Genomic DNA, 15,130 nt, shown 5'->3' on the forward strand with positions numbered 1-15,130 from the left:
TTTTAGAATAAGTAAATATGGGTAAACTTTTTTAAAAAATATTTTTGTTAAAGGATGTTCATACTATGATGTAGGAGGCGAATTTCTTGAAAACAGTTGATTTTAAAGTGGCAAATTTAAAGAGCTCTCAGATGGAAAAATTGAAACAATTTGAAAATGAATTAGGATGTACTCTAATCGCTTATGAACACAAAGGACTTTCAGAAAGTAAAAGTTACAATACATCAGAAACACCCTAGATTTTAAAATCTAGGGTGTTAAAAACACTGACTTGTAAGTAAGTAGTTAAATTTAGAAGAGAAGATGTGGTTTTTAAATGGGTGCTATAGAACGAAATGGGTATAGATTTGAACCAGAATATAGTGTAATTAGGCAAAATGGAGCGATTCACGTTTATATCAAAGGAGAATTTGTTGAAGAAGTGAAGTTTTCTTTTTCTGGAAAATATCCGGAGCTTGATCAAATTGAGCAACTCATTGATGAATATTGCGAACAACATGAAATTTAATTTTATATTTGGTTAAAAAATAAAATACCATGCTACCATCGGGCCCGAAGCTTAACTTCCATGTTTGTCTTTGGGTAGCCAAACTTATTAAATGTTTCTTTTATCGTCCTAATCCTCTTACCATTCGTCTGCTAATCCCAAACGGACACAGAAGACTTTATTTTCATGAAATTACCCATTTTTTAGATTTACAGGACACAGGATACCTTATTTTCATAAAAACCACTGGATCATGCCTGCTTACTAACGAATAAAGACTCTAGTGTCCGTTAAGCTATCAAAAACATTCCTTTATGCATTAATAGCGGCATTGGTGTCCGCATGTACACATTCCCATGTGGCAATGAACCTCGTGTCCCCATCTCGATACCTTCTGCTCCATCCTCCTAAAGCGATGACAGGTCCTTTATTGTTCCTTCGGACATTTTTATATATACAAAAAAGAACAACCCAATGAGTTGTTCTTCATGTGCCCGGCAACGTCCTACTCTCACAGGGGGAGATCCCCCAACTACCATCGGCGCTGAGAAGCTTAACTTCCGTGTTCGGTATGGGAACGGGTGTGACCTTCTCGCTATCGCCACCAGACTATTTAATTAGGAATTTTCATTCCCTCAAAACTAGATAATGCAGAAGAAGTTGTAAAACCAATAACACCGTTTTTGGTTAAGTCCTCGATCGATTAGTATCAGTCAGCTCCACACGTCACCGCGCTTCCACCTCTGACCTATCAACCTGATCATCTTTCAGGGATCTTACTAGCTTGCGCTATGGGAAATCTCATCTTGAGGGGGGCTTCATGCTTAGATGCTTTCAGCACTTATCCCTTCCGCACATAGCTACCCAGCTATGCCTTTGGCAAGACAACTGGTACACCAGCGGTGCGTCCATCCCGGTCCTCTCGTACTAAGGACAGCTCCTCTCAAATTTCCTGCGCCCACGACGGATAGGGACCGAACTGTCTCACGACGTTCTGAACCCAGCTCGCGTACCGCTTTAATGGGCGAACAGCCCAACCCTTGGGACCGACTACAGCCCCAGGATGCGATGAGCCGACATCGAGGTGCCAAACCTCCCCGTCGATGTGGACTCTTGGGGGAGATAAGCCTGTTATCCCCGGGGTAGCTTTTATCCGTTGAGCGATGGCCCTTCCATGCGGAACCACCGGATCACTAAGCCCGACTTTCGTCCCTGCTCGACTTGTAGGTCTCGCAGTCAAGCTCCCTTGTGCCTTTACACTCTACGAATGATTTCCAACCATTCTGAGGGAACCTTTGGGCGCCTCCGTTACTCTTTAGGAGGCGACCGCCCCAGTCAAACTGCCCACCTGACACTGTCTCCTACCCCGATCAGGGGTATGGGTTAGAATTTCAATACAGCCAGGGTAGTATCCCACCAATGCCTCCACCGAAGCTAGCGCTCCGGCTTCTACGGCTCCTACCTATCCTGTACAAGCTGTACCAAAATTCAATATCAGGCTACAGTAAAGCTCCACGGGGTCTTTCCGTCCTGTCGCGGGTAACCTGCATCTTCACAGGTACTATAATTTCACCGAGTCTCTCGTTGAGACAGTGCCCAGATCGTTACGCCTTTCGTGCGGGTCGGAACTTACCCGACAAGGAATTTCGCTACCTTAGGACCGTTATAGTTACGGCCGCCGTTTACTGGGGCTTCGGTTCAAAGCTTCGCCTTGCGGCTAACCTCTCCCCTTAACCTTCCAGCACCGGGCAGGCGTCAGCCCCTATACTTCGCCTTGCGGCTTTGCAGAGACCTGTGTTTTTGCTAAACAGTCGCCTGGGCCTATTCACTGCGGCTCTTCAAGGCTATTCACCCTAAAGAGCACCCCTTCTCCCGAAGTTACGGGGTCATTTTGCCGAGTTCCTTAACGAGAGTTCTCTCGCTCACCTTAGGATTCTCTCCTCGCCTACCTGTGTCGGTTTGCGGTACGGGCACCTTTTATCTCGCTAGAGGCTTTTCTAGGCAGTGTGAAATCAGGAACTTCGGTACTATATTTCCCTCGCTATCACAGCTTAGCCTTCACGGTAACGGGATTTTCCTCGCTACCAGCCTAACTGCTTAGACGCGCATATCCAACAGCGCGCTTACCCTATCCTTCTGCGTCCCCCCATTGCTCAAACGATAAAGAGGTGGTACAGGAATATCAACCTGTTGTCCATCGCCTACGCCTTTCGGCCTCGGCTTAGGTCCCGACTAACCCTGAGCGGACGAGCCTTCCTCAGGAAACCTTAGGCATTCGGTGGATGGGATTCTCACCCATCTTTCGCTACTCATACCGGCATTCTCACTTCTAAGCGCTCCACCAGTCCTTACGGTCTAGCTTCAACGCCCTTAGAACGCTCTCCTACCACTGACATCTAAGATGTCAATCCACAGCTTCGGTGATACGTTTAGCCCCGGTACATTTTCGGCGCAGAGTCACTCGACCAGTGAGCTATTACGCACTCTTTAAATGGTGGCTGCTTCTGAGCCAACATCCTGGTTGTCTAAGCAACTCCACATCCTTTTCCACTTAACGTATACTTTGGGACCTTAGCTGGTGGTCTGGGCTGTTTCCCTTTTGACTACGGATCTTATCACTCGCAGTCTGACTCCCACGGATAAGTCTTTGGCATTCGGAGTTTGTCTGAATTCGGTAACCCGATGAGGGCCCCTAGTCCAAACAGTGCTCTACCTCCAAGACTCTTACAACGTGAGGCTAGCCCTAAAGCTATTTCGGAGAGAACCAGCTATCTCCAAGTTCGATTGGAATTTCTCCGCTACCCACACCTCATCCCCGCACTTTTCAACGTGCGTGGGTTCGGGCCTCCAGTAGGTGTTACCCTACCTTCACCCTGGACATGGGTAGATCACCTGGTTTCGGGTCTACAACCACATACTCATTCGCCCTATTCAGACTCGCTTTCGCTGCGGCTCCGTCTTATCAACTTAACCTTGCATGTAATCGTAACTCGCCGGTTCATTCTACAAAAGGCACGCCATCACCCATTAACGGGCTTTGACTACTTGTAGGCACACGGTTTCAGGATCTATTTCACTCCCCTTCCGGGGTGCTTTTCACCTTTCCCTCACGGTACTGGTTCACTATCGGTCACTAGGTAGTATTTAGCCTTGGGAGATGGTCCTCCCTGCTTCCGACCGGATTTCTCGTGTCCGGCCGTACTCAGGATCCACTCAGGAGGGAACGAAGTTTCAACTACAGGGTTTTTACCTTCTTTGACGGGCCTTTCCAGACCTCTTCATTTACCCCGTTCCTTTGTAACTCCATGTTGAGTGTCCTACAACCCCAAGAGGCAAGCCTCTTGGTTTGGGCTATTTCCCGTTTCGCTCGCCGCTACTCAGGGAATCGCATTTGCTTTCTCTTCCTCCGGGTACTTAGATGTTTCAGTTCCCCGGGTCTGCCTTCAATACCCTATGTATTCAGGTAAAGATACTACTCCATTACGAGCAGTGGGTTTCCCCATTCGGAAATCTCCGGATCAAAGCTTACTTACAGCTCCCCGAAGCATATCGGTGTTAGTACCGTCCTTCATCGGCTCCTAGTGCCAAGGCATCCACCGTGCGCCCTTTCTAACTTAACCTAAAGGTTAATCTCTTATTATATAAGAGAGAAAAAAACTAATGTGGTGTTTCTCGGTCTTACAATTCTTCTTCTTACGATTATCTAGTTTTCAAGGAACAAAAAAGCTTTAAGAGATTGCTCTCTCAAAACTAAACAAACAAACCATCAACATCACATCACTATAAGTGTTGTGTTCCGATTGTCTTTACGACAATATCCTTAGAAAGGAGGTGATCCAGCCGCACCTTCCGATACGGCTACCTTGTTACGACTTCACCCCAATCATCTGTCCCACCTTAGGCGGCTGGCTCCTTACGGTTACCCCACCGACTTCGGGTGTTACAAACTCTCGTGGTGTGACGGGCGGTGTGTACAAGGCCCGGGAACGTATTCACCGCGGCATGCTGATCCGCGATTACTAGCGATTCCAGCTTCATGTAGGCGAGTTGCAGCCTACAATCCGAACTGAGAGTGGTTTTATGGGATTGGCTCGACCTCGCGGTTTTGCAACCCTTTGTACCACCCATTGTAGCACGTGTGTAGCCCAGGTCATAAGGGGCATGATGATTTGACGTCATCCCCACCTTCCTCCGGTTTGTCACCGGCAGTCACCTTAGAGTGCCCAACTGAATGCTGGCAACTAAGATCAAGGGTTGCGCTCGTTGCGGGACTTAACCCAACATCTCACGACACGAGCTGACGACAACCATGCACCACCTGTCACTCTGTCCCCCGAAGGGGAACGTCCTATCTCTAGGAGTGTCAGAGGATGTCAAGACCTGGTAAGGTTCTTCGCGTTGCTTCGAATTAAACCACATGCTCCACCGCTTGTGCGGGCCCCCGTCAATTCCTTTGAGTTTCAGCCTTGCGGCCGTACTCCCCAGGCGGAGTGCTTAATGCGTTAGCTGCAGCACTAAAGGGCGGAAACCCTCTAACACTTAGCACTCATCGTTTACGGCGTGGACTACCAGGGTATCTAATCCTGTTTGCTCCCCACGCTTTCGCGCCTCAGCGTCAGTTACAGACCAAAGAGCCGCCTTCGCCACTGGTGTTCCTCCACATCTCTACGCATTTCACCGCTACACGTGGAATTCCGCTCTTCTCTTCTGCACTCAAGTTCCCCAGTTTCCAATGACCCTCCCCAGTTGAGCCGGGGGCTTTCACATCAGACTTAAGGAACCGCCTGCGCGCGCTTTACGCCCAATAATTCCGGACAACGCTTGCCACCTACGTATTACCGCGGCTGCTGGCACGTAGTTAGCCGTGGCTTTCTGGTTAGGTACCGTCAAGGTACCGGCAGTTACTCCGATACTTGTTCTTCCCTAACAACAGAGCTTTACGACCCGAAGGCCTTCATCGCTCACGCGGCGTTGCTCCATCAGACTTTCGTCCATTGTGGAAGATTCCCTACTGCTGCCTCCCGTAGGAGTCTGGGCCGTGTCTCAGTCCCAGTGTGGCCGATCACCCTCTCAGGTCGGCTACGCATCGTCGCCTTGGTGAGCCGTTACCTCACCAACTAGCTAATGCGCCGCGGGCCCATCTGTAAGTGTCAGCCGAAACCGACTTTCAGTTTTTCCTCATGAGAGGAAAAGGATTATCCGGTATTAGCACCGGTTTCCCGGTGTTATCCCAGTCTTACAGGCAGGTTGCCCACGTGTTACTCACCCGTCCGCCGCTGATATCAGGGAGCAAGCTCCCATCAATCCGCTCGACTTGCATGTATTAGGCACGCCGCCAGCGTTCGTCCTGAGCCAGGATCAAACTCTCCAAGAAAGTTGATTGACTCATAAAAGTTACGTTGGCTAGTGTTATGACCGAAGTCATTCACACTATAAAAAATTTTATTGTTGACGTTTGTTTGTTTAGTTTTCAAAGAACAACTTGTTTATCGTCGTTTAGAAGCGACAAATAATATAATATCACATATCTACTGTGTTATCAATAAAAACTTTAAAAAATATTACGTAAATAATAATTTTGTTGATACACTTTGTAACGCGACTTATATATATTAACATCATCCTTGTATTAACGCAAGGGGAAATTTCAGAATGCATTCCGTGAAACTCGTCTCTAATTACTATTTCATTTCAATTATATTCTGTAATCCAACTTTGAGATACTCTCCTTTTTTTATAGATATATGACCTGATTCATATGGATTATTGTTAATGGTAAGATAAACTCTATCTGAATGATAATATTGACCAAATGTATTAGCAACGCTTTGAAGAATCATTGTTTCATAAGGTGCTCCAGCTTGCATTTCCTTTATAAAATCTTGATTCAAATCAATATACACATGTTGGTCATTATTCAAATATAGGCTGTTGATCTGTGTATTTGGAGAAAATACTTTTCCAAGTTGATTATTAACTTCTTCTTTATAAGCTTCAGCTAGAACTTTTCTTGTTATTTCATTAGTTCTGAAACTAACCTCTTTATTTTTATAATAAATTTTCCCATCATTAATATTGGGATAATAAAAATTAATATTTTGCTTCTCTGGGACATTTTCCTCAATTTCACTTAGAGTGGAAGATATTTGAGTATCTCCAGAAATATATATTGATTTAATTAAGCCCTTATTTTTAGCATAATAATCAAGGTTTTTTCCATCTGTACTTACAGTCGTAACTTCAATTGCTTTAAAAGTCCCTGTTGGAGTCATAATATCAGCTGAGGTATTGGTTATGGTTCTAACTCTTGAATCCTTTAAAGTCCATGTTGTCCCATTCTTTAATGGTTCCATCAAAAGGGTTTCTTCACCATAACCAGTTGCTTCTAAAAGGTTTTCTCTGTAGTATACTTCACCTCTAGAATAAATCTTGTTGAGTTTTCCATCTTTTAATTCAATTACACTAGCAATCACTGTACCACCATTATTGATTCTTTGTTGAACTTTTTCTCCGGAAATATAGTCATTGTATACATTATAAGAAGCAAATTCGTTCCCTGTTCCTTCATATATGTAACGAGTATTTTCCTTGATAGGGTAATATTCCTGTATGTTTAACTGTGTTTTTTGTTTTTTATTTTCGTCATTGGTATGATTGGTACTATTTTTTTTATAATTGTTCTTATCAACAATGCTGTTGTTCTCTTTTTCTTTACTGATGTTGACATTATTTATTTCACAACTACTGAGGATACCAGTCAAAGAAATTACAGCTAAAAGTGCGATTACTTTTTTCATTTTCAGCGCCCCTTTTATTTTTTTCGGTACGTGTTATCGAGATACTATCTTCTAATTTTACGAATCCTTGACCAAATATAGTACAAATCCATCTTAACTTGGGAAAAATATTAAACTGACTACTTCCCAGAATTTGCCTTTACCTTAGAGGGAATATTAAGCGTTAATTATTAAGAAGACAAGCATAGGTGCGTTGTATTAAAAAAAGTAATTAAAGAGGTCATCTGATTTAAAACGACGCAGTTATTTTACTGCGTCATTTTAAATCATTTCATATTATCCTAAAACATACCTGTCTAATTACGGTAAGATCTCCCGTGAACTATTTGGTTTACTAAAATAGTTACCTTGGATAAAATCGCAAGAAAGGTTCATGAGAAAATTATATTGGTATTCAGTTTCAAAACCCTCTCTGCAACTACCTTTAAATTTAAGCTATGTGCCAAGGACACAACTGCTGCGGCAATAGTTGCATTAGCTTCATCACTTTCTATATTCATGATAAAGGATTTATCAATCTTTAGAGTATCAATAGGGAATAGCTTCAAATAACTCAACGAAGAAAAACCGGTTCCAAAATCATCAATAGAAATCTTAATCCCTAATTCCTTTAGATTTTTTAAAACGATAACAGCTTCTTCAGGTTGTTTCATTATCATACCTTCAGTCAGTTCCAGTTCCAGTGACCACGGTGGTAATCCGGTCTCTTCTAGTACAGAAACGATAAAATCCTCAAGGTTATGTTTTTGAAATTGCTTTGGAGATAAATTAACACATTAACACTTACTGATAAATGTTCTAAACCCTTGTTGTGCCATTCTTTACATTGTCTACACGCTTCACGGATTACCCACTCACCAATTGGGATGATAAGGCCAGTTTCTTCAGCAATGTGGATAAATGAATCAGGATATAGTATTTTGTTTTCCTTATTTCTCCATCCGATTAATGCTTCTATCCCATTTGGTTGCCCAGTCTTTAAACTAATTTTAGGTTGATAATGGAGTATAAATTCATTTCTGGTAAGGGCCTCTCATAAAAGAATTTCTAAGTCCATTCGTTCAATTGCTTGTGTTTTCATATTTGGATTGTATAAGTTATAACAACTTCTCCCTTGGTCTTTGGAACCATACATTGCTAGATCAGCATTTTTAATTAAAGTATTAAGATCTTCCCCATCCTTTGGGTAAAGACTGACACCAATACTCGCGGAGATATTAATTTTTTGATCAAAAATAATAAAAGGTTCATACATCTCTCGCATTATTTTTTCACATAACATTGATATATCATCTTTACTTGATAAATGTGGGACAAGAAAAATAAACTCATCTCCACCAAAACGGCCGAGGACAGAGTCTATATTCTCTGTTGCTGTTCCAAGTCGCTTTGACACTTCAATTAATAAAAGATCCCCAGCATCATGTCCCAAGCTATCATTGATTATTTTAAAATAATCTAAATCAAGTAGGAAGACACCAAGTATTGGTTTGTTTGTATCATTGTTTGATATAAAGTCTTGAAGGTAGGACTGGATGAACCACCGATTTGGGAGTTCGGTTAATGCATCATGATAGGCCATATGCTTAATTTGTGCTTCAGCTCTTTTTTTATCACTAATATCTCTACATAAAGCTAAAAACATCTTTTTTTCACCAATAGTTATTAAACGAATGTTTATATCTACTGGAATTAATGTGTTGTTCTTGCCTGTCATTATATCCTCAAAATTAGATGATAAATTTTCATTAGAAACATTATGTAATAACTTAATTTTTTCAGGTATTCTGGAAAAAACCAATTCTGTACTCATACTTAGGAATTCTTCCTTCGAATAGTTCAAAACCTCACATGCAGTAGGGTTTATATCTTTGAACCTACCATCCATTCCGATGAGAAAAATACTGTCCGACGCCTGCTCGATTACGCTTCTGAATTTTTCTTCACTTTCTCGTAACAACGCCTCGGTTCTAACACGATCAGAAATGTCTAATCCAAATCCTAATAAAAAATCTTCTTTGGATTCATTTATATGAATAATGGTTTTCCCAGAAAACATATGATGTTTTTCACCTTTAAATCCAGCAAGTACTTCCTTAGTAATTAGTTTCCGTTGGTGCCAAACCTCAAGATCAAGTGCTCTATTGATTTCGGCAATGGGTCTTGGAAAGAAATCAAATACCGTTTTTCCAATTAAATCTTTTAGAGCAATACCATTTGATTGGCATGCTTCTCTATTAGCGAAAATGGTGTGCCCTTCAGGATCTTCAAGAAATATATTAATAGGTAATGCATCTAGAACGCTTAAATATAATGATTCATTTACGCGAATTTTCTTTGAAAGCTCCTGTTTTTCTCTTTCAAGTTCAGTATTTTGTGAGCGCAGCTCTTCTAACTCTTTTAAAAGTTTTTTATTATTGTCGTTCACAAATACCCTCCTTATTATAGAAACTTTTATTAAAGTATTAAAATTCATGATATTAATTCTACAAGTCATCCTAAAAAATTTTTTATCTATAAAATGAATATACAGTAATTATATAGTAGTAAAAATACTTTAAGATTTTGAATTCCGAAATATTAATGAAAACGGGTAAATTTGAAAGTATTGATACAAAAAACACCACCCAAAATATGGATGGTGCAATCTAACTGTTAACATTCTTAGCGCTTTCCAGTATTTTCAGCCATTTCATTACTTGATCAATTTCATTTTTTGTTGTATTCCTACCTAAACTAAATCTTATTGCACCAATTCCAATATGCTCAGGTACTTTCATTTCTTTTAATACAGGGGATAATTCAATACTTCCGGCATGACAAGCTGACCCTGTTGAGGCAGCAAGATTTGGAATGGCATTCAGGATGTCCTGACCTACTTTATTCACAAAGCTAACATTTAACGTATTTGGCAATCGTTCCTCTATGTGCCCATTTAAGACTACATTTACACCAAATTCCTTTTTTAATTCCAACCATAAATCATTCGTTAAATCTTTTAGTTGATTATGACTTAAATACTCTCGGGAAATTTCGCATGCTTTTCCTAAACCAACAGCTAATAAAGTATTTTCTGTTCCTGCCCGAAGCCCGTATTCATGACTAGCACCATGAATTAATGGCTCAAGTTCGATTCCGGTCCGAATATAAAGTGCTCCTATTCCTTTTGGAGCATATAGTTTATGGCCAGCTATCGTAAGCAAATCCACACCCAAATCATTTACATTGATAGGAACCTTTCCAACTGACTGTGAAGCATCTGAATGAAAAGCGATTCCATATCTTTTTGCTATTTCCCCAATTTCCATAATTGGTTGAAGCGTTCCTACTTCATTATTTGAGTGCATAATGGTAATAAGGATGGTTTCTTTTGTAATCGCCTTTTCTATTTCTTCTGGTGATACTCTCCCATACTGGTCCACTCCAACATACGTAACCTTTGCACCTACTTGTTCTAGGAATTTACATGGGTTTAATATCGAAGGGTGTTCAATTTTTGATGTTATGATGTGATTCCCTTTTTTTGAGTTTTTAAAATAAAACCCTTTTAACGCTTGGTTATTAGCTTCACTTCCGCCACTCGTAAAAATAATTTCTCTAGAAGAACATGAGATTAATTCTGCAACCTGAACTCTGGCTTTATGTAACAATTCTTTAACTGGTTTTCCTGCCCAATGTAAGGCTGAGGGATTTCCAAAATAATCATTTAATAATGGTTTCATTACATCTACTACTTCGTGTGCCAATGGTGTACTACCATTATAATCAAGATAAATTTTCTGCATCAATTACCCGCTCCATTTCTGAAATCTATTGACTCCCTTAACAATACTTTATTTAAATAAATGCTTCAAATCTTCTATTATTGCCTTCATGTATAATAAATAAACAGTAACTATGAATCAATTATAGGAGACTAAAAAAAACTCCTTATTGCATTTGAATGCAACAAGGAGCCAGTACCCTTGCTATGAAACAAGTTTAATTAGGTTGTACAAGTACCTAATCATTACAAAAAGTGCACATCTCCGTTAAATTCAGGTTTACTGGCGTTAGGCAAATACCACAGCTTTTTTAGGTTAATCCCCTTTTCCGCAAACATCGAAATCAACTCTTCCATGAATACACCTCTACCATAACTTGGATCGCACGATGGACTTCCTTGGATTCCTAACAAACCCGAAATTTCATAATCATTTTTACAATACTCATCAACTTGATGAAGGGCAGGCTGCAAAATCTCCCTACAATGTAACCGATATTCAGGGGTATTGTATTCCTCATAGGTCATAGGTGGACGGTTTATTCCAAGAAAAGTAAACTCTGGGCAAGGCAGTTGAATGATTCCAAATCCCTCTTCCGTTGCCCAATTTGCTGCCGTTTTCACTGCTCCTTCGGCTCGTGCTTCATTCTCAATTACTGTATTTTGATTTAAGATACAATGAGCCATTAACAGAATTCTTTTACTCCGCTTCATTTCTCTTCTCCCTCTTTAAAATATTGGATAAAATAGGAAGTCGGACAATCATGAACATGACTAGCAAACAAGATGCAATTTAAGCAATTAAATCCCAGCCATTCTGGAGATGAACGTTGATACGAATATCCCTTCACCTGATACTCTTAACCATAATACAACAAAATCCATGCCAATCCCATTCAATCCTCCATGTATCACAACGGAAATGGGGGGGCTAAATGAGTTATTGTAATACCTTATATATCGCCTTCTTTACTGTTGTCACAATGAATTCCAGATCTCCATCGGTTGAGGATAGTGGTGGCGACAAGGCAAGAATATTATTATAGCCCGCTACAGTTGCCCCGTTTTTTCCTATAATCAAACCATTTGATTTACATTCAGAGATAATTAGGTCTATTTTTGAAGTGGCTATCGGTTCCTTCGTTCCTTTATCTTCTACCAGTTCAATTCCTAGCAGAAAACCAAAACTGCGGATATCACCCACCATAGGATGCTCTACTAGTTCGTTTAGTTCTTGTCTTAACCGCTCACCTAAAATTCGAGAACGCTCAACCAATTCCTCTTTTTCGTAGATTTCTAGATTTTTAAGGGCTACAGCACAAGCAGCAGGGTTTCCACCAAATGTGTTCACATGTCGGAAATAACCAAACTCATCAGAACACTTGAATTTTTCGTATAAATCACGGCGAACTGCTGTTGCAGAAAGTGGGAGGTAACCGCTAGTTAGCCCCTTCGCCAAGCTGACAATATCGGGTTTGAGGTTAAAATGCATATGGCCAAATTTCTTGCCAGTCCGACCAAATCCACAAATCACTTCATCCATAATGAGGAGAACTCCATATTTTTGGCAGATTTCTTGTGTCTTTTCCATATAAATTGGATGAGGGACAAGAATCCCGCCACCAGTGATGGCTGGTTCCATAATAATTGCGGCGATCGTTTCCTTCCCTTCCCAAATAATCGTTTTTTCAATTTCTAATGCACATTGAAGGTTAAATTGTTCAACGGTTTGTCCTTCGGAACGGCGATAATTGTCTGGAGGGCTTACATGAATAAATCCTGAAGCAAGCGGTTCATAATTATATTTTCGAATGGCCTGCCCGGTTGCAGCTAATGCTCCCATTGAATTACCATGATAAGCTCGATAGCGTGAAATAAATTTATAACGGTTCGGTTCACCATTTTGCTGATGATATTGACGAGCAATTTTAAAGGCAGTTTCATTCGCCTCTGAACCACTGTTTGAAAAGAAAACGACATAATCTCCTTCTAACCATTCATTTAATTTTTCTGCTAGTTGGATAGCAGGGAGATGGCTTTGTGAGAGTGGAAAATAGGGCATTGTTTTTAATTGATTATAGGCGGCTTGAGCAAGTTCTTCTCTTCCATACCCAACATTTACACACCATAAACCAGACATGGCATCTAAATACTTTTTCCCATTAATATCAGTAATCCACGAACCCTTCCCTGCTACCGCAACCGTTGGAGTTGCCTTTTCTCTATATGGAGTCATATGGTGCCATAAATATTGACGATCTTTCTCCATCATTTCATCTGTTTTATTTTTGAACATCGACATTTTTCCCCATCCTTCCTCTATCGGACTATCGATAACGGGCTGTCAGCACTTTTTTTCTAGTATAAAACTCAAATCCATCTGTACCATTCGCATGTAAATCTCCATAGAAGGAATCTTTGTAACCAGAAAATGGGAAGAAAGCCATTGGTGCAGGTACACCAACATTTACACCGAGCATGCCAGCATCGATTGTTTCACGGAACTGACGAACTGCAGCTGCACTATCTGTGTATAGGCAAGCACCATTTGCAAAGGGAGAAACATTGGCTACGTCAATCGCCTCGGTTAAATCTTTTACTCGTACAATAGAAAGAACGGGGGCAAAAATTTCATCCTGCCAGATTTTCATATCCTTTGTTACCTGGTCAAAAATGGTGGGTCCAATAAAAAAACCTGCACTGTTAACCACTTCGTCTTTCCGTCCATCCCGAACCAATTTGGCACCTTGAGATATACCTGACTTAATGTAGTCGATTGTCCGAACTTTGTTACCCTCTCGTATCAGTGGACCAAGGAAAACCGAATCTTCCAGTCCATTTCCAATCTTAAGTTCATCTGCAAGGTCAACTAATCTCCTAATCAATAAGTCTGCTACACTATCCTCAACTGCAACAACTGAGGCAGCCATACAGCGTTCGCCTGCTGAACCAAAGGCTGCATTGGTAATTTCTCTTGCTGCCAGCTCCAGGTTTGCATCCTTTAACACAATGGAATGATTTTTAGCACCGGAAAGCGCCTGAACCCGCTTCAGATTTCCCGTCCCAGTTTTGTAAACATATTCAGCAACAGGCTGTGAACCCACAAATGAGATTGCTTTGATGTCTTTATGCTCAAGCAGTCCGTTCACGACATCGTGTGCACCATTCACGATGTTTAATACACCTTTTGGTAGTCCTGCTTCTGTCATTAATTCAACAAGCCGTGATGCCAGAATAGGTGTTCGTTCGGATGGCTTTAACACAAATGTGTTTCCACAAGCAATGGCAATCGGGAACATCCAGCATGGAACCATCATTGGAAAGTTAAATGGCGTGATACCGCCAACAACGCCAAGAGGATAGCGATACATACCCGATTCAATGCCTGTCGCAATGTCCGGCAGCTGTTTCCCCATCATTAATGTTGGTGCTCCAGCTGCAAATTCAACACATTCAATTCCTCGTTGTACCTCCCCCTTTGCTTCTGAAAGACTTTTCCCATTTTCAATTGTTACTAATTTGGAAAGTTCATTCTCATTGTCAACAAGCAACTGCTGATACTTAAACAAAATTCGAGCTCGTTTTGGAACAGGTGTTTGTGACCATGTTTTAAAGGATTCTTTAGCAACTTGTACAGCTTGATCCACGTCTTCTTTTGTAGAAAGCGGAATTTCAGCGATCACTGCCCCTGTTGCTGGATTCACGACTATTTCTATTTTTTTGGAAGTAGAATCAACCCATTCTCCTCCAATGTAATTTTTCAATCTCTTGATCTTCTGGATTGATGTTGACATTAACTAGTCTCCTTTTTTACTATTTATTTGTTGCTGAATTAACTTGGCAGAGAAATACTTCCGAGCATTGGCATTTGAAATTTGAAGGGTTTCGATGATATTTCCTTGATTATCGCTCCTGTTCTTTGAAAAAATGACTATAGAACCGTTTAAATTCTCAGTGATTTGGGTAATTTTGAAACCTGATTGCATAAGAGAGTCAATTTGGTTTCGTTCTTTTAAAAACTGTTGATATTCCGACATTCTATCTCCTCCCTATAATGTTTCAAAAATAGCTTCTGATAGGGTA

9 protein-coding genes, 3 rRNA genes and 2 pseudogenes are annotated in these 15,130 nt (G+C 40.9%); 2 read left to right on the forward strand and 12 right to left on the reverse strand.

The genetic code is table 11. From position 1 onward, the window contains the following. Window positions 1-86 precede the first annotated feature (86 nt). A complete protein-coding gene (locus tag B1NLA3E_RS25310; protein WP_187292099.1) occupies window positions 87-239 on the forward strand; it encodes a hypothetical protein in 153 nt (50 codons plus the stop codon). A 77-nt stretch (window positions 240-316) separates the two neighbouring features. Further along, window positions 317-508 carry a YbxH family protein gene (locus B1NLA3E_RS11640; protein WP_015594036.1) on the forward strand — a complete coding sequence of 64 codons (192 nt, stop codon included), beginning with the start codon at window positions 317-319 and terminating at the stop codon, window positions 506-508. 471 nt (window positions 509-979) lie between these two features. Here the strand turns inward: B1NLA3E_RS11640 and rrf are convergent. The 12 genes and pseudogenes from rrf to B1NLA3E_RS11690 all read right to left on the reverse strand — a co-directional run bounded on the left by rrf (window position 980) and on the right by B1NLA3E_RS11690 (window position 15,084). After that, window positions 980-1,096 (reverse strand): 5S ribosomal RNA (gene rrf / locus B1NLA3E_RS11645). A gap of 74 nt (window positions 1,097-1,170) precedes the next feature. Beyond that, window positions 1,171-4,107: ribosomal RNA gene (locus B1NLA3E_RS11650) — 23S ribosomal RNA — on the reverse strand. A 204-nt stretch (window positions 4,108-4,311) separates the two neighbouring features. Then, window positions 4,312-5,861 (reverse strand): 16S ribosomal RNA (locus tag B1NLA3E_RS11655). Together the 16S, 23S and 5S rRNA genes form the textbook arrangement of a ribosomal RNA operon. Before the next feature lie 307 nt (window positions 5,862-6,168). Beyond that, the gene (locus B1NLA3E_RS11660; protein WP_015594037.1) at window positions 6,169-7,284 is read right to left on the reverse strand and encodes a GerMN domain-containing protein; all 1,116 of its coding nucleotides are present in this window, start codon (window positions 7,282-7,284) and stop codon (window positions 6,169-6,171) included. Window positions 7,285-7,655: 371 nt separating this feature from the next. Beyond that, a pseudogene (locus tag B1NLA3E_RS25485) lies at window positions 7,656-8,033 on the reverse strand (EAL domain-containing protein); the annotation flags it as partial. Next, window positions 7,994-8,305, reverse strand: a pseudogene (locus tag B1NLA3E_RS26015) (EAL domain-containing protein); the annotation flags it as partial. The pseudogenes B1NLA3E_RS26015 and B1NLA3E_RS25485, both read right to left, overlap by 40 nt. Before the next feature lie 12 nt (window positions 8,306-8,317). Next, complete coding sequence (locus tag B1NLA3E_RS11665; protein WP_051120149.1) at window positions 8,318-9,712, reverse strand: sensor domain-containing protein; 1,395 nt, start codon at window positions 9,710-9,712, stop codon at window positions 8,318-8,320. Between the two features lie 220 nt (window positions 9,713-9,932). Further along, complete coding sequence (locus tag B1NLA3E_RS11670; RefSeq protein WP_015594038.1) at window positions 9,933-11,069, reverse strand: cysteine desulfurase family protein; 1,137 nt, start codon at window positions 11,067-11,069, stop codon at window positions 9,933-9,935. Window positions 11,070-11,293: 224 nt separating this feature from the next. After that, window positions 11,294-11,761: a CD3072 family TudS-related putative desulfidase gene (locus B1NLA3E_RS11675; RefSeq protein ID WP_015594039.1), complete on the reverse strand. Its 468-nt coding sequence runs from the start codon at window positions 11,759-11,761 to the stop codon at window positions 11,294-11,296. A gap of 226 nt (window positions 11,762-11,987) precedes the next feature. After that, complete coding sequence (locus tag B1NLA3E_RS11680) at window positions 11,988-13,343, reverse strand: aspartate aminotransferase family protein (RefSeq protein WP_015594040.1); 1,356 nt, start codon at window positions 13,341-13,343, stop codon at window positions 11,988-11,990. 31 nt (window positions 13,344-13,374) lie between these two features. After that, a complete protein-coding gene (locus B1NLA3E_RS11685; protein WP_015594041.1) occupies window positions 13,375-14,841 on the reverse strand; it encodes a CoA-acylating methylmalonate-semialdehyde dehydrogenase in 1,467 nt (488 codons plus the stop codon). A 3-nt stretch (window positions 14,842-14,844) separates the two neighbouring features. Then, on the reverse strand, window positions 14,845-15,084 hold the full coding sequence (locus tag B1NLA3E_RS11690; protein ID WP_015594042.1) for a hypothetical protein: 240 nt from the start codon (window positions 15,082-15,084) through the stop codon (window positions 14,845-14,847). Window positions 15,085-15,130: the final 46 nt, after the last annotated feature.

It is taken from the genome of Bacillus sp. 1NLA3E, from assembly GCF_000242895.2.
Classification (GTDB): Bacteria; Bacillota; Bacilli; order Bacillales; family Cytobacillaceae; genus Bacillus_BU.

Excerpts from the sequence above, each read along its gene's own strand:
- B1NLA3E_RS11640 (WP_015594036.1), top strand. The coding sequence starts at position 317 with ATGGGTGCTATAGAACGAAATGGGTATAGATTTGAACCAGAATATAGT.
- B1NLA3E_RS11675 (WP_015594039.1), bottom strand. The coding sequence starts at position 11,761 with ATGAAGCGGAGTAAAAGAATTCTGTTAATGGCTCATTGTATCTTAAAT.
- B1NLA3E_RS11690 (WP_015594042.1), bottom strand. The coding sequence starts at position 15,084 with ATGTCGGAATATCAACAGTTTTTAAAAGAACGAAACCAAATTGACTCT.
- B1NLA3E_RS11660 (WP_015594037.1), bottom strand. The coding sequence starts at position 7,284 with ATGAAAAAAGTAATCGCACTTTTAGCTGTAATTTCTTTGACTGGTATC.
- B1NLA3E_RS11685 (WP_015594041.1), bottom strand. The coding sequence starts at position 14,841 with ATGTCAACATCAATCCAGAAGATCAAGAGATTGAAAAATTACATTGGA.
- B1NLA3E_RS11680 (WP_015594040.1), bottom strand. The coding sequence starts at position 13,343 with ATGTTCAAAAATAAAACAGATGAAATGATGGAGAAAGATCGTCAATAT.
- B1NLA3E_RS11670 (WP_015594038.1), bottom strand. The coding sequence starts at position 11,069 with ATGCAGAAAATTTATCTTGATTATAATGGTAGTACACCATTGGCACAC.